Origin of the sequence: Actinocorallia herbida, assembly GCF_003751225.1 — a bacterium.
GTDB lineage: Bacteria > Actinomycetota > Actinomycetes > Streptosporangiales > Streptosporangiaceae > Actinocorallia > Actinocorallia herbida.
Genome location: NZ_RJKE01000001.1, coordinates 635,044 through 653,220, shown reverse-complemented (window position 1 = coordinate 653,220; position 18,177 = coordinate 635,044). Strand labels below are relative to the sequence as shown.

Sequence of the window (18,177 nt, the reverse complement as noted above, 5' to 3'; positions counted from 1 at the left end):
TTCTCTTCGACCCTACATTGGTCCTTTCAACACCCCGATCCACCCCCGTCTCCACCCCGATAGGCTTGCGGTATGACCACCAGCACGGCCCCCTGGGCCGCTCCGGCCGCCGAAGGCCCGGTCTCCGCGGTCGTGGAGCTGCCCGGCTCCAAGTCCATGACGAACCGTGCCCTGATCTTGGCCGCGCACGCGCGGGAGGGCGCGGTCCTCACCGGCGCTTTGCGCTCGCGCGACACGCTGCTGATGGCGGCGGCCCTGCGCGGGCTCGGCATCGGCGTGGAAGAGGACGGCACCACCTGGCGGGTCCTGCCGGGTGAGCCGGCCGCCCCCGCGGCGGTCGACTGCGGGCTGTCGGGCAACGTCATGCGCTTCGTCCCGCCGCTGGCCGCCCTCGCCGACGGGCCCGTCGCCTTCGACGGCGACCCGCACGCCCGCACCCGGCCGATGGGCCCGCTGCTGGGCGCGCTGCGCGACCTCGGCGTGCGGATCGAGGACGACGGCCGCGGCCTCCTTCCCTTCACCCTGCACGGCACGGGCGCGGTGGCGGGCGGCACCGTGGTGCTGGACGCCTCGAGCTCGTCCCAGCTGGTCTCCGGGCTGCTGCTGAGCGCGCCGTCCTTCGGCAAGGGCGTCGAGCTGCGGCACGAGGGGCCGCCCGTGCCGTCGGCGCCGCATCTGGAGATGACGGTGCGGATGCTGCGCGAGGCCGGCGCCGAGGTGGAGACCGGGCAGGACGTGTGGCGGGTGGCGCCCGGCGCGCTGCGCGGCGGCGAGTGGCGGATCGAACCCGATCTCTCCAACGCCGCCCAGTTCCTCGCCGCGGCCCTGGTCACCGGCGGCGAGGTGACCGTGCGGCACTGGCCGGAGCACACCACCCAGCCGGGAGACAGGCTGCGCGATCTGCTGGCCCGGATGGGCGGCGAGGTGTCCTGGTCGGCCGAGCGCGGGCTGACGGTCCGCGGCACCGGCGTGATCCACGGCATCGAGGCCGACCTCAGCGCGTGCTCGGAGCTGGCCCAGGTGCTGGCGATGGTCGCCGCGCTCGCCGACTCCCCGTCCCGGTTCACCGGCATCGCGCACATCCGCGGCCACGAGACCGACCGGCTCGCCGCGCTCGTCGCGGAGCTCACCCGGCTCGGCGGCGACGCCGAGGAGACGCCCGACGGCCTGGTGATCCGGCCCCGCCCGCTGCGCGGCGGCCTGTTCCACACCTACGACGACCACCGGATGGTGATGGCCGCGGCCACGCTCGGCCTCGCCGTTCCGGGAATCGAGGTGGAGAACCCCGCGACCGTGGGCAAGACCCTCCCGACGTTCACCGAACTGTGGACCCGGATGTTGGAGCGGTCATAGCGCGCGACTGGAAGCATCTCGACGAGGACGACGTCCGGGTCAGGCCCGGCCGCGGCTCCCGTCCGCGTACCCGTCAGCGCCCCGCCCACGAGGACGCCGTGGAAGGGCTGGTCGTCGCGGTCGACCGCGGCCGCTACCGGGTCCTGGTCCGGCACTCGCGGCGCAAGCAGACCGCGGTCACCGCGATGCGGGCCCGCGAACTGGGCCGCAAGGGCGTCGTGGTGGGCGACCGGGTGGGCCTGGTCGGCGACACCTCCGGGCAGCCGGACGCGCTCGCCAGGGTCGTCCGGGTGGAGCCGCGCACTTCGGTGCTGCGCCGGACCGCCGACGACACCGAGGACGTCGAGCGGGTGATCGTCGCGAACGCCGAGCAGCTCGTGATCGTCACCGCGCTGGCCGATCCGGAGCCGCGCATCGGCATGATCGACCGCTGTCTCGTCGCCGCGCGGGACGCGGGCATGGAGGCGCTGCTCTGCCTTACCAAGGCCGACCTCGCCTCCCCCGAGAAGCTGCTGTCCATCTATGAGCCGCTGGGCGTACGGTCGTTCTCCACCCAGAGGGGCGGGGAGCTCACCGGGCTGCGCGAACTGCTCGCCGATCGGATGAGCGTGCTCGTCGGGCACTCCGGCGTCGGCAAGTCGACCCTGGTCAACGCGCTGGTCCCGGAAGCGGACCGGGCCGTCGGCCATGTCAACGCGGTCACCGGCCGGGGCAGGCACACCTCGTCGTCGGCGCTCGCGCTGGAGCTGCCGGAAGGCGGCTGGATCATCGACACGCCGGGCGTGCGCAGCTTCGGGCTCGCGCACATCCCGCCCGCCGATCTCATCCTCGGCTTCCCCGACCTCGTCGAGGGCTCCGTGCGCTGCCCGCCGCAGTGCTCGCACCTGGAGGAGGCGTGCGCGCTGGACGCCTGGATCGCCTCGGGGCACTCCTCCCCCGAGCGGCTCGAGTCGTTCCGGCGGCTGCTGACCAACCGGGACGAGACGGTCCGCGAGGACAACCGGGATGAGACGGGCGCCTGACCGTCAGTCGAGCAGCCGCATCTGCCGGTCGAGGCGGTCCCTGAACTCCTTGTCGCGTTCGCGTTCGCGCTTGCTGGCCGAGCCGCCGACGGCGACGAGCAGCACCGCGGTCACCAGGCCGACGCTGGCGATCAGCGGCAGCAGCACGTGGGACATGCCGGTGCCCTCGACGGCGGCGTCGGTGACGTCCGAGACGCGCAGCGCCGCCATGCCGGTGTAGTGCATGCCGCTGATGGCGAGGCCCATGATCAGCGACGCGCCGAGCATCGTCGGCCAGCCGTTGAGCCGAACCGCGCACCACAGCGCGGCGGTGGCCGCGGCGATGGCGATGAGGACCGAGACGATCACGAGGTCGAGCGCGTACTCGATGGTGGCCCCGGTGTTCATAGCGGCCATGCCGGTGTAGTGCATGACCGCGATGCCGCAGCCCGCGAGCACGCCGCCCGGCAGCAGCGGCCGGTCGAACCCGACGAGGAAGAGGCCCGCCCCGACGACGGCGATGGCGAACAACGCGCTGAAGATGGTGAGCGGGACGTCGAAGCCGATGCGGGCGCCGGGAATGCTGAACCCCAGCATGCCGACGAAGTGCATCACCCAGATGCCCGTTCCCCCGAGGGCGACCGCGGCCCCGGCCAGCCACGCGCAGCGCTCCTGAAGGCTCCGCACGGCCCGCGCGCGGGCGGTGCACTGGAGGCCGAGCATCGAGCCGAGCACGGAGAACAGGTAACCGAGGACCGGGGTGACCGGGCCGTAGGTGAAGTGGGTGACATGGGCGACGTGATCATGCACGAACGGGCCACCGACCTTATGTCTCGGAAATCGGGACCATGGTCCCTTACCGGACTGATTCCGGCAAATCGCCCGACGATTCCGTGGTGAAACGCTCAAGAATGCGATGTTCCAGGTCGCCGAGCACCCTGATGTGCTCCGGTGCCAGCTCCGCGACCTCCCCGGCGAGGGCCCCGGTGACCTCACTGAACGCCGCCTCCTCCGCCGCCCGCAGGGCGGTGCGCGCCGCCGCCGCGCGCGCCCCCGCCATCGACCACTCCAGCTCCAGCCTGGCCAGGGTCTCGTCGGCGACCGCCGCGAGCCCGGCGGCCTCGGCGAGCACCCACGCGGGAACCTCACCGCGTCCTTGCGCGCGCACCCGTCCGGTGAGGCCGGAGATCCGCCCCGCGAGCGCGAGCCCTTCCTGCGCCGCGGGCAGCACCTGCCGGACCAGCACCGCGACCGATCCGGCCAGCTCCGCGGTCCGGTCGAGCAGGAGCTTGGCCGCGCTCTGCACGGCGGCCCCCGTGCACGCGCCGAGCCGCTCGGCGACCACCTGCTGCTGCGCCGTCAGCGCCGGGACGAGTTCGGCCCGGAGCGCCTCGCGCGCCTCCGGCGTCTCCCTGGCCAGCAGCCGCGTGAGGCGGGTCCGCGCGGTGCCCTCGATCTCGGCGTTCACCTCCGTGAACGCGGTCTCCGATCTGTGCTGGAGTCCATCGACGAGGGCGCGCAGCGCGTCGGTCTCGAAGGGCGCGTTGAGGTCGGCGAGCTGCTCCTGGAGGCGGCGCGAGACGTCGATGGCCTGCTCGGCGAGCGGGACGAGCCGATCGGCCAGCTCCTCGAGGGTCCGCGCGCGGCGGGGATCGGTGAGCTCGGCCACCCAGGCGGGGAAAACGTGCGGCATGCCGCCATCGTCCCACCGCGGCCCGGCCCTCACCCCGTTACTCACAAGTAGACAGCGTTTGCATTACAAGTGCTGATATGTCTCACCGCTTGACTGAGAGTCAGGTACCCGACCCCCCTCCCAAGGTCCCCGATACAGTAGGTTTTCCAGACGTGGCCGATGGATACTCAGATGATCTCCGCCTCGCCCACGTCCTGGCGGACGCGGCCGACGACCTGACCACGCGCCGGTTCAAGGCACTCGACCTGCGCGTGGAGACCAAACCCGACCTCACCCCGGTGAGCGACGCCGACCGCGCGGTCGAGGAGCAGATCCGCGGCACCCTCAAGCGCGCCCGTCCCCGCGACGCGGTGATCGGCGAGGAATACGGCAAGAGCGGCTTCAGCCAGCGCGTCTGGGTGATCGACCCCATCGACGCGACCAAGAACTTCGTGCGCGGGGTACCCGCCTGGGCGACCCTCATCGCCCTCATGGAGGACGGCGAGGTCGTGGTGGGCCTCGTGTCCGCGCCCGCCCTCGGCAAGCGCTGGTGGGCCGCCAAGGGCGGCGGAGCGTGGACCGGGCGGAGCCTGACCAAGGCCCAGCGCCTCCAGGTCTCCAAGGTCGGTTCCCTCGAGGACGCCTCCTTCTCCTACTCCAGCCTCAGCGGCTGGGAGGACCGCGGCAAGCTCGACGGCTTCCTCGACCTCACCCGGAACGTGTGGCGCACCCGGGCGTTCGGCGACTTCTGGTCGCACATGATGGTCGCCGAAGGCGCCGTCGAGATCTCGGCCGAGCCCGAGGTCAGCCTCTGGGACATCGCGCCGCTCAAGGTGATCGTCGAAGAGGCGGGCGGGACCTTCACCTCCCTGTCCGGCGAGCACACCGCGGAGGGCGGGAGCGTGGTCTGCTCCAACGGCCTCCTCCATCAGGAGGTCCTCGGCTACCTCTCGTGAGGGAGGACTTCGCCTCGGGGCCGACATAGTGTGGAGGGGACCCCGCGGGAAAGGCGGAGCACATGGCACCCCGTACCAAGGCAGTCGTCATCGGCGGCGCGACCGCGATCATCCTGTGGTGGATCCTGCCCACCTGGCTGGCCGTGCTGATCATCCTCGGCGTCATCGCGGTCCCCGCGGTCGCCTACCTCATGCTCGACCCCACCCAGAAGCGCAAGCTCCGCGAGCAGGGCCGCCGCCGCCTGGGCCCATGACGGCTCGGGCTCCGGGCCGCCGGGCCCGATGACGGACAGGGGCGGTAAAGCTTCTGAATAGCCCGGTTTCGCCCGGGGGCCCCGGTGCGACGATTGGGGTATGTCGCAACGTCACGGATTCGACCCGGGAACGCCCTGCTGGGTGGACGTGTCGGTGCCGGACACCGACGCCGCCGCGCGCTTCTACGACGCGCTGCTCGGCTGGCGCGCGGGGTTCGACGCCAGCCCGGAGGCGCAGGGGTACGGGCAGTTCCATCTCAACGGCAAGGTCGTCGCGGGCGTCGGGCCCACCATGAGCCCCGACTCACCGCCCCACTGGACCACCTACGTGGCGACCGACGACATCGAGGCCACCACCGCCCGGGTCCGGGAGGCCGGCGGCACCGTCGTGGTCCCGCCCATGCAGGTGCTCCAGGCGGGCAGGCTCGCCGGGTACACCGACCTCGAAGGCGTGTTCTTCATGGCCTGGCAGTCACTGGACCACCGGGGCGCCGAAGTCGTCAACGAGCCGGGCGCCTGGGCGTGGAACGAGCTCAACACCCGCGACCCCGCCGCCGCCCGCGAGTTCTACCCCAAGGTCTTCGGCTGGGAGCACGGCGGCAACGCCTACTACACCGAGTGGAAGACCGCCGACAAGACCATCGCCGGCATGATGCCGATCCCCCCGGATCTCCCCCCGGACGTGCCACCCCATTGGCTGGTCTACTTCGCCGTCGACGACGTGGACGCCTCGGTGAAGCTCGCCAAGGAACTGGGCGCCGAACAGACCGGTCCCTTCGTCGACAGCCCCGCAGGCCGCCTGGCCACCGTCCGCGACCCCCAGGGCGCCCTCTTCGCCCTGATCTCCGGCCTCCAAGAACACCACTGACCACCACCGCGGGTCGGGCCGCGAGCCCCGCCTGCCCGGAGACTCGGGCCGGGGCGGTGCGTCAGCGGGTTCGGGCGGGGTCGTCGTCCCGGTCCGGGTCGTCGGCGGGCGGGTCCGGCTCGTGGCGCTCTGCGGGAGCCTGGCGGACCGCTGCGGCCATCATGACGACCGAGGCCTGGCGCGGGGCGGGCTCGGCACGCAGGGCGGGCGGCTCCGGTGCCTCCTCGGCCTCGTCTTCGAAGAGCTCGGCGGCCGGCTCGTCCGGCTTCTCGGCCTCTACCGGCTTCTCGGCCTCTACCGGCTCGGCCACGCCGAGCACCTCGTCCGAGTCGTCGGACTCAGCGGTGTCGTCGGACTCGGCCTTGTCGTCCGGCTCGGCGAGTTCGAGCGGTTCGGTCGAACCGTCCGGCTCGGTCCTGGTGAAGTCGGGGAGGGGGAGGGCCATGGTGGCGTCGGAGAGGCGAGGGGAGGACGGGGTCAAGGGGGACCAGTCGGTGTCCTCGGCCTCCTCGTCGCTCTCGGCCGCCTCGTCGTTCTCGGCCGGGTCGGGGTCCGGTGCCGGGTCGTCGTCCTCCCACCAGGGCCTGGGTTCGGCGGGCGGGTCGGCGGGGTCTTCGGGGACGTCCTCCCACCACGGGCGGGCGACGGGCTCGTCAACGTCCACGTCGAAGCCGTCGGCGTGGGTGTCGTCCGTGTCGGTGACGTAAGGGGCGTCCGTGACCGTAAAGGTCGGGGCGGCGTCGTCGGGGGTCTCGGCGGGGCCGGGGAGGTCGACCGACGTGGCCAGGACCGGGGTGTCGGACGCGGACGACCGCGGGTTTCGCAGCGGGAGGAGCGAGGTCGCGTCGAGGAGGGTGCGGGTCGGATCGTCGCCGTCGCGCGGGGCGGGCACCGGGAGGGTGTGCTCCGCGGGCTCGACGGGCTCGGGCCGCTGCGGAGCGTCGGCGAAACCCGCGGCCTCGATGAACCGCTCCGCGGTCAAGGGCTCGACGGGCGCGACGGGCGTGCCGGCGACCTTGACCTCGACCGTGTCGGAGTCCTTCTTCGGCTTCCGGAACTCGGCGGGCACCGCGATCGGGCCGGTGTCGGTGACGACCATCGGCACGACCGCGCCCGGCTCGTTGAACGTGCCGGCCCGCTGGATGGTCTGCCAGCGCATCCGCGAGCCGAGCACCGCGGTGACCAGCGATTGGATGACGATCAGGTACATCAGCTGCCGGTAGACGAGCTGCTGGAGCGGCAGCGTCCACAGCGGGGTCAGCTTCTCCTTGTCCAGGATCAGCGCGAGCGCGCCGCCGAGCGCCTGCACGCCGACGAAGACCACCCAGATCAGCGCGATCTGCTTGCGGTCGCCGAACAGCAGCGTGTGCACGGCGAACACGTCGACGGCCGGGGCGAGCAGCGGGAAGAAGACCTGGAAGAGCGTGAGGTAGGACAGGCAGAGCCTGCCGTTCTTCTCGCGGAACCACGACTTGTGCTTCCACATCGCCTGCATGGTGCCGTAGCACCACCGGTACCGCTGCCGCCAGAGCTGGCCGAGGGACCCGGGCGCCTCGGTCCACGCGATCGCGGACTCCTCGTAGGCCACCCGGTAGCCGGCCCGGTTGATGGCCATGGTGAGGTCGGTGTCCTCGGCGAGGGTGTCCTCGCTGACGCCGCCGACCTGCTGGAGCGCGGCCCTGCGGAACGCGCCGATGGCGCCGGGGACCGTCGGCATGCAGTCGAACACGTCGAACATGCGCCGGTCGAGGTTGAAGCCGATGACGTACTCGATGTGCTGCCAGCGGCCGAGGATGCCGCGCCGGTTGGCGACCTTGGCGTTGCCGCTGACCGCGCCGACCTTCGCGTCCCGGAAGGGGCGGACGATCTTGCGCAGGGTGTCGCGCTGGAAGACCGTGTCGCCGTCGACCATGACCACGATCTCGCTGGTCGCGTGCGCGATGCCCGCGTTGAGCGCGGACGGCTTGCCGCCGTTGGCCTTGGTGATGAGCGTCAGGCCGGGGGCGGCGAGCTCCCGGACGATCTCCGAGGTCCGGTCGGTGGATCCGTCGTCGACCACGATGATGCGCAGGTCGCCCGCGAAGTCGGTGTCGCGCAGCGAGGTGATCGTCGCGGCGATCCCGACCGCCTCGTTGTACGCCGGGACGATGACCGTGAGCGAAGGCGGATCGTCGTCTATGCCCGGCGCCTTGCGGGCCTTCCGTGTCGCCCTGGCGTGCCGGACCGCGATGACCATGAGAAGGAAGAGGCGGAGCAGACCGAGCGCGCCGCCGATGAGGAAGAGGATGCCGAGGACGTCGACGGCGAAGTGCGCCACCCGCTGGCTGTTGACGACGAGTTTGCCCGCCGCCTGGCTGCGCACGGAGGCGGGCACCTCGGCGCGGGGCAGTTCGAGCGCCTCGGCGAGGGTGGTGAAGCGGTAGCCCTTGGCCTGGAGGAGCGGGATGAACTCCTTCAGTGCCTGCACGGTCTGCGTCCGGTCGCCGCCGGAGTCGTGCAGCATGATGATGGCGCCTTCACCGGATTCGGTGTTCTTGAGCGCCTCGTCGACCATGAACTTGACGCCGGGGCGCTCCCAGTCCCGGGTGTCGCGGTCGGTGTAGACCACGATGTAGCCCTCTTCGCCCGCGATCTGGGTGGCCCGCCACTGGCCCTCGGTCGCGCCGCCCGCGCTGCCGGAGTACGGCATGCGCATGAGCCGGGTCTTCACGCCGATCGCCCCGGCGAGCGCGCGCTGGGTGAGGCTCAGCTCCAGCTTGATCCGCCACTCGGGGGACGTGGCGAGGTCGACGTGCGAGTAGGTGTGGTTGCCGATCTCGTGGCCCTCGTCGAGGACCCTCCGCGCGAGATCAGGGTATTTGGCGACATGGCCGCCGATCATGAAGAAGCTCGCCTTGGCGTCGTGCTCGGCGAGGACGTCGAGGATCTGCGGGGTCCAGGTCGGGTCGGGCCCGTCGTCGAACGTCAGGGCGATGGTCTTGGCGGGCATCCGGGCCGACTGGGTGCTGCCCTGCCCTGTGTTGACGACCGGGCCGCCCTCGGTGACCTCGGCCGGGCCGAGCAGGCCGCCGCCGGCCGCCTCGGTGTCCTTGGTCTCGCCGACGACGCCCTGGACGAACCCGTCGAAGAGCAGGAGAAGGGCGAGCAGGAAGGAACCGAGCCCGATGACGATCCAATGGGCTCGGGGATCGCGGTGCTTCATCTCTCAGCGCCCACCGGGGGTTCTTCGACGGGGTCGACGGGGTCGACCGGTTCGGGTTCTGGCTCGGGTTCCGGTTCCGGTTCTTGCTCCGGTTCGGTTTCCGGCTCGGTCTCGGGTTCCGTCTCGGACGCGGTGGTGACGGGTCGTGGGCTGACCGGCTTGGTCGAGCCCTCGTCCGTGGGCGCCGTCGTGGACGGCTCGGGGCCGTCGGGTTCTGCGGGCTGCTGCACGGACCCTCCGGGGTTCTGCCGCCCCTGGCCGGGCTGCGCCTTGCGGGCGTCCTGGCTCCGCTCGGCGCCTGGGGTCTCGTCCGTGGGGCTCGCGGTCGGCTCGTCCTTGGGCAGTATCCAGGTCTTCATCGGCACATCGGAGCCCGCGACGACGCTCACCGCGAGCACGGCGACATAGCCGCACACCAGGACGCTCAGGATGATGCCCCCGATGCGCAGGAGGCGTCCCCGTCTGCCGCTGCCGTCAACGAAAACCGGCCGATCTTCACTCACGTTGCGAGTTTAGGGCGAATCCCTACCCAATCAGACTCCACTATTGGGATGAAAGGCATGTTGCCGACAGGGACGATCTTGACCACGACGACAATTCGTTAACACGGGCGTGCACACCGGAACGACAGAGACCGACAGAACAGGCGTCAGCGCGGGAAACCACCGCGGTGAAGCCGGTGATCACAGCCCCGCGGGCTGAAAATTAAGCTGTCGTAACGATCCTGGACGACCGAATCCGGCCGTCCGAATCCGGGCCCGCTCGGCGGAACGGGCCCGGTCGCCCGGCCGGGACGGATCAGGAGCGGATACGCGCGTCGTAGCCCTTGCGGGCGCTCTCGTCGAAGTCCAGGAAGATGGTGTCGAGCCCGAGCCTGGCGTTCAGCCTGTCCTGGACCGCCTGCGGCAGCAGGCTCGCCAGCTTGAGCTGTGCCCCGAACTTCGCGGGCACGGTGACCCGCGGCCGCGGCTTGGCGATGATCTTGACGATGGCCTGGGCGATGTCCTCGGGCTCGGCGTTCTTCTGCCCCTTCGGGCTGCGCGTCCCGGCCACCAGTTCGGTGTTGGTGAACGTCGGCAGCACCGCGCTCACCTGCACCCCGTGCTTGGCGACCTCCTGGCGGGCCGCCTCGGTGAACATGACGACGGCGCCCTTGCTGCCGTTGTACAGGGCGAGCCCCGGCGTCGGGAGGATGCCCGCGATGGACCCGACGTTGACGACGTGGCCGCGCCCTTCGGGGACGAACTTCGCCAGCGCGAGCTTGGTGCCGAGCATGACGCCGTGCACGTTGATGTCGATGCAGCGGCGGGCGTCGGCGTCGGACTCGTCGAGGATCGAGCCGATCGGCATGATGCCCGCGTTGTTCACCAGGACGCGGTAGTCCCCGGCCTCGGCGAGGAACGCCTCGAACGAGGCCCGGTCGGTGACGTCGAGGCGGACGCCCTTCAGGCCGTGCTCCTCGGCGGCCTTGCGCACCGCCTCCTCGTCGATGTCGCCGATGACGACGGTGGCGCCCTTGGCCTTGAACGCCTTGGCGGTGGCGAGTCCGATGCCGCGCGCGGCCCCGGTGATGGCGACGATCACTGCACACGCTCCAGAGTCACGGGGAGCCCGTCCTTCGGGACGGGGAGGGTCGACATGTCGAGCGGCCAGGTGTAGCCGTCCGGCACGGTCCAGGAGTACTTGAGCAGCACCTGGTGGAGGATCGACTTGACCTGCATGCCGGCGAAGTACAGCCCGATGCACTTGTGCACGCCGCCGCCGAACGGGTGCCAGGCGTACTGGTGCACCTTGTCCTCGCGGCGCTCGGGGGAGAACCGCTCGGGGTCGAATCGCTGCGGGTCGGGCCAGTACTCGTCGATGTAGTGGTTGGTGAAGGTCGCGAGGTTCACCATCGTGCCCTTCGGGATGTGGAACCCGAGTACCTGGGCGTCCTTGACGGCGATGCGCGGCAGGCCGGGCACCGGCGAGCAGAGCCGGAGCGCCTCCTTCATCACCAGGTCGAGGTCGGTGAGCGCGTCGAGGTCGGCGAACTCCAGCCGGTCCTTGCCGAGGGCGCGGGACTGCTCGCGGCAGCGCTCCTGCCACTCGGGGTGCTTGGCCAGGTAGTAGGCCATCGACGTCATGGTGATGGTCGTGGTGTCGTGCGCGGCCATCAACGCGAAGATCATGTGGTTGACGACGTCGGTGTCGGTGAAGCGGTGGCCGTCGTCGGTCTCGGCGGCGCAGAGCGCCGCGAAGAGGTCGTCGCCGCCTTCGGCGCGCTTGGCGGCGATGTTGCGGTAGAAGAACGTCTCGAGCTTCTTGCGCGCCTTGAGGCCGCGGCTCCAGCGCAGGCCGGGGACGGGGAAGCGGACGATCGACAGGCCGGCGCGGACCGAGTCGACGAACGCGGTGTTCACCTCGTCGCGTTCGCGGGGGTCGAGCTGGACGCCGACGAAGACCTCGAGGGCGAGGTCGAGCGTCAGCTTCTTCATCTGCGGCAGCACCTGGAACGGGCCGGGCCGCCAGGCGTCGATGCCGCGCGCGACCTCGGGGGCCATCATGTCGAGGTAGGTGACGAGCCTGTCGCGGGTGAAGGCCTGCTGCATGATCCTGCGGTGGTGCAGGTGCTCCTCGAAGTCCAGCAGCATGATGCCGCGCTCGAAGAACGGGCCGATGAAGAATCCCCAGGCCGGGCCGTTGGCGAACGCCTTGTCCTTGTTGGCGAGGACCTCGCGGACGGCGTCGGGGCCTTGGAGGGTCACCACGCGGCGGCCCAGGAAGTTGTTCCAGGAGACGTCGCCGAACTTCTCCCGGCGGTTCTTGGCGAACCCGACGGGGTCGCGCATCTGCTGGAGGATGAACCCCAGGTAGGGCAGCCCGGGTTCCCCGGGAACCGGCTTGAGGCCGGTGCCCTCGGGTGCGGGCGCGAGCAAGGCCATCGTCTTCCTACCTCCTGCCGACGTACGTCGTACGTGGGTAAGTCTCGACTTACGGCGTACGCCCGGTCAAGTGCCGGTGGAGGCTCATTCCCCACTCTAGGCTTCGTACCGCGAAAGAGCGCCCGGCCGCTTCACGCCGCCGGGCGCCCCTTTCGTGCGGGTGGTGCGGGGTCAGACCAGGACGCGGATGCCGCTGAGGGTGCCCGCCTGGAGGCGCTCGTACATGTGGCGGCGGCGCGGCTTGCCCGAGGAGGTCCGCTCGATGAGGCCGCGCGGGCCGGTGACGATGGTCAGGCTCGCGTCGTCGAGGCGGCGGGCGAGGAACCTGCGGGCCTCGGCGGTCCAGTCGCCCTCGTCGGCCTCGACGAACAGGGCGACGCCGCTGCTGCCGACCCCCGGCACCGCGACCACGGTGATCCGGCCCTTGTGCAGGCCGGTCAGCTCCGAGAGCTTGGCCTCCAGGTCCTCCACGTAGACCGAGCGGCCGCGCACCTTGAGGCTGTCGCCCATCCGGCCGAGCACGAACAGCTGCCCCTTGTAGAGGAAGCCCGCGTCGCCCGTCCAGACCTCGCCGTCGACGAAGCGGGTGGACTTGCCTTCGGCGCCCGCGTAGTACCCGTCGCACGCCGACGCGCCGCCCGCGACGATCTCGCCGAGGTGGCCGTCGGGCAGCGGCTTGCCGTACTCGTCGCAGATGCGGACGGGCAGGGCGGGGTCGGGCGCGCCGCAGCCGACCATCCAGCCCGACTCGTACTCCACCGCCGCGAGCCCGACCCGATGCTCCTCGGTGACCCGGACCCGCTCGCCGAAGTTCAGCGACTCCGGGTCCGGCCGGACCGCCAGCGGCGGCTCGCTGCCGTCGAACATGGTGACGCACAGGGTCGTCTCGGCCATGCCGTAAGCGGGCCGGAAGACCGTCGGCTTGAAGCCGGTGTCCTTGAGCAGCTCCGCGAACGCCGACAGCCCCGCGGGGTCGACGGGCTCGGCCCCGACGATCACGCTCTTCCAGCCCGTGAGGTCGAGCCCTTCGAGCTGGTCCTTCTTGAGCCGCCTGGCCATGTAGGTGAACGCGAACGGCGGGCAGCCGGCGAACTGGGCGCGGCTGAACCTGTCGAGCCAGCGCTTCGGGTCGCGGATCCACTGGTCGGGACGCATCAGGTGCAGCGTGCCCTGCCGGGTGACCGGGGTGAGGAACGCGCCGATGAGGCCCATGTCGTGATAGAGCGGCAGCCAGGAGTTGACCTCGTCGCCGTCCCCGAACTCCGCGAAGCGCGCGATGAGATCGGTGTTGGCCTCCAGGTTCTCCCAGGTGACCCGCACGCCGCGCGGCTCACCGCTGGACCCGGAGGTGAACTGGAGCAGCGCGAGTTCCGAGGCGGGCTTCACCGCGGCCTCGGTCTCGGCCTCGCGCGGCAGCCATGGCTCGCCCTCGATCCCGGCACGTTCCATGCACTGCTTGGTGAGCGGCGCGAGATCGGCGGAGGCGATGGTGAGCTTCGGCTCGGCCTGCCGCAGGATCGCCGCGACGTGGTCGACGTACTCCTCGCCGGTCTGGAACAGCGGCGGGGTGATGAGGCACATGACCGCGCCGGACGCCCACACCCCGAAGTAGGTGGAGATGAGCTGGTAGTCCGTCGGGATGATGGCGCACACGACGTCGCCCGTACCGACGCCCTCGGCCTCCAGCGCCGCGGCGACCCGCTTCGCGGACGAGGCGATCTCCGGGTAGGAGCGGTAGTCCCAGTCGCCCTCCTCGGTCGCCAGGTAAACGCCGCGATCGGGGTGGGGCTCGTCCAGCCAGTCCCGGAGCCACGAGGTCATCGAAGGGTCCTTCCGATGCAAGGAACGCAGTAGGTGCAGAGAGTGTCCGCGGGAGGTGCCGCGTACTTACCGGACCGTAGGGTAACGATGCGATGGCTCCGGATGTTACTCACCGGTGAGGTAGATCGACAGGGCTTGCTTCGTCTGCTTTTGACAACCTGTGCAGTAGTGGCCGGTACTCCTGCGGCACGACCTCTTCGACCCTGACGGAATCGCAGCCGACCCACGCCGCGGCCTCGGTGAGGGCGCGCATCGCGGGCTCGGCGTGGCGTGGGGCGTCCAGGGAGATCCGTTTGGCGACGAGGGTGCCGCCCTCCCGCGCCGGATCCACCCGCCCGACGAGCCTTCCCCCGGTGAGCAGCGGCATCGCGAAGTAGCCGTGCACCCGGTCCTTCTTCGGGGTGTAGGCCTCCAGCCGGTGCGCGAAGCCGAAGATTCGCTCGGTGCGCGGCCTGTCCCACACCAGGGAGTCGAACGGCGACAGCAGGGTGGTGCGGTGCCTGCCGCGCGGCTCCGCCGCCAGCGCGTCCGGATCGGCGTAGGCCGGGTCCTTCCAGCCCTCCACCAGGACCGGGACCAGGCCCGTGGCCTCCAGCACGCTCCGCACCTGGGCGGTGCGCAGCCGGTGGTAGTCCGCGAGGTCCTTCACCGTGGCCACGCCCATCGCCCGTCCGGCCAGGCGCACCAGTTCCGTCAGACAGGTCTCGTCGTCCGGCTCTTCGCCCAGCAGCCGCGCCGGGACGGCCCGGGAAGCCAGGTCGTAGACGCGCCGCCAGCCCCGGCGCTCCACACAGGCCACCTCGCCGATGTCCAGCAGCCACTCGACCGCGACCTTCGACTCCGACCAGTCCCACCAGGGGCCGCCGTTCTTCGCTCCCCCGAAATCGCCGGACGTCATCGGCCCCTCGTCGCGCAGCCTCGCGAGCAGCCTCCGCGCGGCGCCGTCCAGATCGTCGATCTTGTGCCAGCGGTGGCCGCGCGCGACGAACGCGCGGCGCCGGAACGAGAACAGCGGCCACAGCTCCATCGGCAGCACACAGGCCGCGTGCGACCAGTACTCGAACGCCGAACCGTCCCAGTAGGCGGACTCGACCGAGGCGCGGCCCACCGGCCCCAGCCGCGCGTACGGGATCAGCTCGTGCGAGCGCGCCAGCACCGAGATCGTGTCGAGCTGCACCGCGCCCAGCGACCGCAGCACCCCTGGCACCCCGGCCCTTCGATCGGGCGCCCCCAACAGGCCCTGTGCGCGCAGCGCGTACCGCCGCGCCTCGTCCGCCGACATCGTCTCCGCCATGCCCCGACCCTAGAAGGCGGCACCGACAGAAACGCGGCGCCCAGCGCACGTCACCCATGCTCACGCGGGTTCTGGCGTCGGTTCCGGCTCTGGCGTCGGCGGACCCGGCGGCGGCTGCGGCGGCGGGACCGGAATGGGCGGCCCCGGCGTCGGCTGCGGCCGCACCGGCATCGGCGGCGGCAACGGCGTCGGCTCAGGCTCCGGCAACGGCCCCGGCGGCAGTGGCGGAACTGTCATGTCCCATCTGTTCCCCGCCCGCGCCAGGCCCGGCCGATACCCGGGTAAAACCCCGGTCCCGATCCGCGCCGGTCAGTGCACCGAGATGTGCACGTGGTCGAAGTGGTTCTGGGTGATGGAGCCGCGATCGCCCATGAGCCGCCAGCACTTGCAGACGCTCGGGTTCCAGATGTGCTGACGCCAGATCACGTACTTGACGCCCAGGCGCTGCCAGTTGGAGATCGCGTAGTTCGCGGTCCGGTCGCCGACGGCCATCCAGGCGTTCGTCGGCATCCGGCCGCCGGAACTCAGCATGTAGTCGGTGGCCTGGCCGAGCCCGTGGTCCTGCGGATCGCCCGGGCGCATGCAGCCGATCACGGGGAACGGCCCGAACGTGGCGTCCAGCTCGTTGCGGACCGCCTGCATGTGCGGGGTGCAGCCGGCCGTCCCGGTGAGCGGGGAGCGGGCGGTCCCGGCGACCTGCACCGCGCCCGACACCTGCCGCGGCAGGACCGTGACCTTCACGCCCTTCGGCAGGACCTTCTTGAGCTTCGCGCCGAGCTTCTTCAGATCGGTGTCCGGTGCGCTCACCACCATGGCGTTGCCCGTCGCCAGGCCCAGCCGCTTCGCCTGGTCCCGCGAGACGATCGCCTGCACGCCGGGCACCCCGATCGGGGCGACCGCGCCGATCCTGGCGCTCGCCCCCATGCTCGTCGCGCCCGCCTTGACGACGGTGCCGAGCTCCGGGCCGGTGAACGAGATGACGACGTCGCCGCCCGCCACGTTGCGCCACAGGCCGTCGAGCTTCGCCGACTCCTTGGGCGCGAGGTTCCGGAACGAGGACGGGTCCACGCCGAGCAGCCCGACCTGACGGCCGGCCACCTGGGTGCGCGCCCCGTCGACCACCTCGGCGACCTTGACGCCCTTCACCTTCCGCACCGCCGCCGCGGCGTCCTCCGGCAGCGGCTTCGCGCCCGCGATCAGCAGATGCGGGGTGTACCGCCTCTTCAACGGGGCGACCGTGATGGTCTCGGCCTCCTCCGGGACGTGGGCGACCTCGTCGGACACCTCGAGGTCGACGTACTGCGCCTGGTTCCACTCCCCCGCGATGACCGCCACGTCGATCGAGAGGGTGAGGAGGGCCGCCACCCCGATGGCGGCCGGAACCGACACCCGCACTTCGCCGTCCTTCCTCCGGAGTTCCCGCTCGGTAACCTACACGCGTGAACGGCGTGCGGCTCGACTCGGCCACCGGCCGATCCATCATCCTCGCCACCGTCCTGGGCAGCGGGGTCGCCTTCCTGGACGGTACGGTCGTCAACGTCGCGCTGCCCGCGATAGGCCGTGAACTGGGCGGAGGTCTGTCCACCCTCCAATGGGTGCTCGACGGATACCTGCTGACCCTCGGCTCGCTCCTCCTCCTCGGCGGCGCGCTCGGCGACCGGTACGGGCATCGGAAGATCTTCGCGATCGGGCTCGTCGCCTTCACCGTCGCGTCCTGCGTGTGCGGGCTCGCCTGGGACGCGCCGTCCCTCGTCGCCGCCCGGCTGCTCCAGGGCGTCGGCGGGGCGCTGATGGTGCCCGGCAGCCTCGCGATCATCGAGGCGACGATGCACCCCGACGACAAGGGCCGCGCGATCGGCCGCTGGGCCGGGCTCGCGGGCGTCTCCACCGCGCTCGGCCCGTTCGTCGGCGGCTGGCTCGTCGACGCGGCCTCCTGGCGGTTCGTCTTCTTCATCAACGTCCCGATCGCCGCGGTGGCCTTCGCCGTGACGGTCATGAAGGTGCCCGAGACCTCGACCCGCGACCGGCGCCTGGACTACCCGGGAGCGGTCGCCGTGACCGTCGGGCTCGGCGGCTCGATCTACGCGCTCATCGAGGGGCCCGCGCGGGGCTGGCATCCCGTGACCGTCGTGGCCGGGGTCGTCGGGGTGGCGGCGCTCGCGGCGTTCGCGGTCATCGAGCGGCGGCACCCCGATCCGCTGCTGCCGCCCCGGCTGCTGCGGTCGCGTGTCTTCGTGAGCGTCAACCTGACGACCCTCGCGGTCTACGCGGCGCTGTCGGGCGGGCTGTTCATGCTGACCCTGCAGCTCCAGGAGACGATGGGGTACTCGGCCCTGGCCGCGGGCATGGCGACCCTGCCGCTCACCGTGGTGATCCTCCTGCTCTCCGGACGGATGGGGGCGCTCTCCCAGAAACTGGGCCCGCGCCCGCTGCTGACGGCCGGGCCGGTCCTCGCCGGGATCGGGATGGCGCTGCTGGCGCTCGCCCGTCCCGGGACGTCCTTCGCGGTGGGAGTCCTGCCCGGAATGCTGGTCTTCGCGCTCGGCATGTCCGTCACGGTCGCCCCGCTGACGGCGACCGTCATGGGGTCCGTGGAGGACACGTACGCGGGGGTCGCCTCGGGGACGAACAACGCGGTGTCCCGGATCGCGGGGCTCCTCGCGGTGGCCGTCCTCCCACTGGTCTCCGGGGCCGACACATCCCTCGCGGAGGGGTATCCGTCGGCGATGCTGGTCGCCGCAGGCGTGTGCATAGTGGGCGGATTCGTCTCTTGGTTCGGGATTGGTGGGAGAGCAGACGGATCACCCTGATCCGTGAGAGAGTGCCTGCCGT

15 protein-coding genes are annotated in these 18,177 nt (G+C 71.3%); 6 read left to right on the top strand and 9 right to left on the bottom strand.

What is annotated here, in order from left to right:
* The first annotated feature begins 72 nt into the window (after positions 1-72).
* Together aroA and rsgA are read left to right on the top strand one after the other, a co-directional pair.
* Positions 73-1,353 (top strand): 3-phosphoshikimate 1-carboxyvinyltransferase, encoded by a 1,281-nt coding sequence (gene aroA / locus EDD29_RS03265; protein ID WP_123662125.1) that lies wholly within the window; start codon positions 73-75, stop codon positions 1,351-1,353.
* Entirely contained in the window at positions 1,326-2,375 is a 1,050-nt protein-coding gene (rsgA, locus tag EDD29_RS03260) for a ribosome small subunit-dependent GTPase A (protein ID WP_246052484.1), read from the top strand. The genes aroA and rsgA overlap by 28 nt, the downstream gene beginning before the upstream one ends.
* 3 nt (positions 2,376-2,378) lie before the next feature.
* Here rsgA and EDD29_RS03255 read toward each other — a convergent pair whose 3' ends face one another.
* Entirely contained in the window at positions 2,379-3,164 is a 786-nt protein-coding gene (locus tag EDD29_RS03255; protein ID WP_246052483.1) for an MHYT domain-containing protein, read from the bottom strand.
* 46 nt (positions 3,165-3,210) lie between these two features.
* Positions 3,211-4,047 carry a hypothetical protein gene (locus EDD29_RS03250; RefSeq protein ID WP_123662123.1) on the bottom strand — a complete coding sequence of 279 codons (837 nt, stop codon included), beginning with the start codon at positions 4,045-4,047 and terminating at the stop codon, positions 3,211-3,213.
* A 152-nt stretch (positions 4,048-4,199) separates the two neighbouring features.
* Between EDD29_RS03250 and hisN the strand changes: the two genes are divergently transcribed.
* The 3 genes from hisN to EDD29_RS03235 all read left to right on the top strand — a co-directional run bounded on the left by hisN (position 4,200) and on the right by EDD29_RS03235 (position 6,104).
* A complete protein-coding gene (hisN, locus tag EDD29_RS03245) occupies positions 4,200-4,982 on the top strand; it encodes a histidinol-phosphatase (RefSeq protein WP_246052482.1) in 783 nt (260 codons plus the stop codon).
* 62 nt (positions 4,983-5,044) lie between these two features.
* A complete protein-coding gene (locus tag EDD29_RS03240) occupies positions 5,045-5,236 on the top strand; it encodes a hypothetical protein (protein WP_123662119.1) in 192 nt (63 codons plus the stop codon).
* A gap of 100 nt (positions 5,237-5,336) precedes the next feature.
* On the top strand, positions 5,337-6,104 hold the full coding sequence (locus tag EDD29_RS03235) for a VOC family protein (RefSeq protein ID WP_123662117.1): 768 nt from the start codon (positions 5,337-5,339) through the stop codon (positions 6,102-6,104).
* A gap of 61 nt (positions 6,105-6,165) precedes the next feature.
* Here EDD29_RS03235 and EDD29_RS03230 read toward each other — a convergent pair whose 3' ends face one another.
* The 7 genes from EDD29_RS03230 to EDD29_RS03200 all read right to left on the bottom strand — a co-directional run bounded on the left by EDD29_RS03230 (position 6,166) and on the right by EDD29_RS03200 (position 16,740).
* Positions 6,166-9,306, bottom strand: a complete 3,141-nt coding sequence (locus tag EDD29_RS03230) for a polysaccharide deacetylase family protein (protein WP_211359544.1) — start codon at positions 9,304-9,306, stop codon at positions 6,166-6,168.
* Positions 9,303-9,809, bottom strand: coding sequence for a hypothetical protein (locus EDD29_RS03225; protein WP_148085865.1), 507 nt, complete (start codon positions 9,807-9,809; stop codon positions 9,303-9,305). The genes EDD29_RS03230 and EDD29_RS03225 overlap by 4 nt, the downstream gene beginning before the upstream one ends.
* Before the next feature lie 295 nt (positions 9,810-10,104).
* The gene (locus EDD29_RS03220; protein ID WP_123662114.1) at positions 10,105-10,890 is read right to left on the bottom strand and encodes an SDR family oxidoreductase; all 786 of its coding nucleotides are present in this window, start codon (positions 10,888-10,890) and stop codon (positions 10,105-10,107) included.
* Positions 10,887-12,230: a cytochrome P450 gene (locus tag EDD29_RS03215; RefSeq protein WP_123662112.1), complete on the bottom strand. Its 1,344-nt coding sequence runs from the start codon at positions 12,228-12,230 to the stop codon at positions 10,887-10,889. Before EDD29_RS03215 ends, EDD29_RS03220 begins: the two co-directional genes overlap by 4 nt.
* 171 nt (positions 12,231-12,401) lie before the next feature.
* The gene (locus EDD29_RS03210; RefSeq protein WP_123662111.1) at positions 12,402-14,051 is read right to left on the bottom strand and encodes an AMP-binding protein; all 1,650 of its coding nucleotides are present in this window, start codon (positions 14,049-14,051) and stop codon (positions 12,402-12,404) included.
* A 109-nt stretch (positions 14,052-14,160) separates the two neighbouring features.
* Complete coding sequence (locus EDD29_RS03205; protein ID WP_123662109.1) at positions 14,161-15,345, bottom strand: winged helix-turn-helix domain-containing protein; 1,185 nt, start codon at positions 15,343-15,345, stop codon at positions 14,161-14,163.
* A gap of 309 nt (positions 15,346-15,654) precedes the next feature.
* Positions 15,655-16,740 (bottom strand): VldE C-terminal domain-containing protein, encoded by a 1,086-nt coding sequence (locus EDD29_RS03200; protein WP_123662107.1) that lies wholly within the window; start codon positions 16,738-16,740, stop codon positions 15,655-15,657.
* 44 nt (positions 16,741-16,784) lie between these two features.
* On the opposite strand from EDD29_RS03200, the gene EDD29_RS03195 reads away from it, so the two are divergent.
* Positions 16,785-18,155: an MFS transporter gene (locus EDD29_RS03195; protein WP_123662105.1), complete on the top strand. Its 1,371-nt coding sequence runs from the start codon at positions 16,785-16,787 to the stop codon at positions 18,153-18,155.
* Positions 18,156-18,177: the final 22 nt, after the last annotated feature.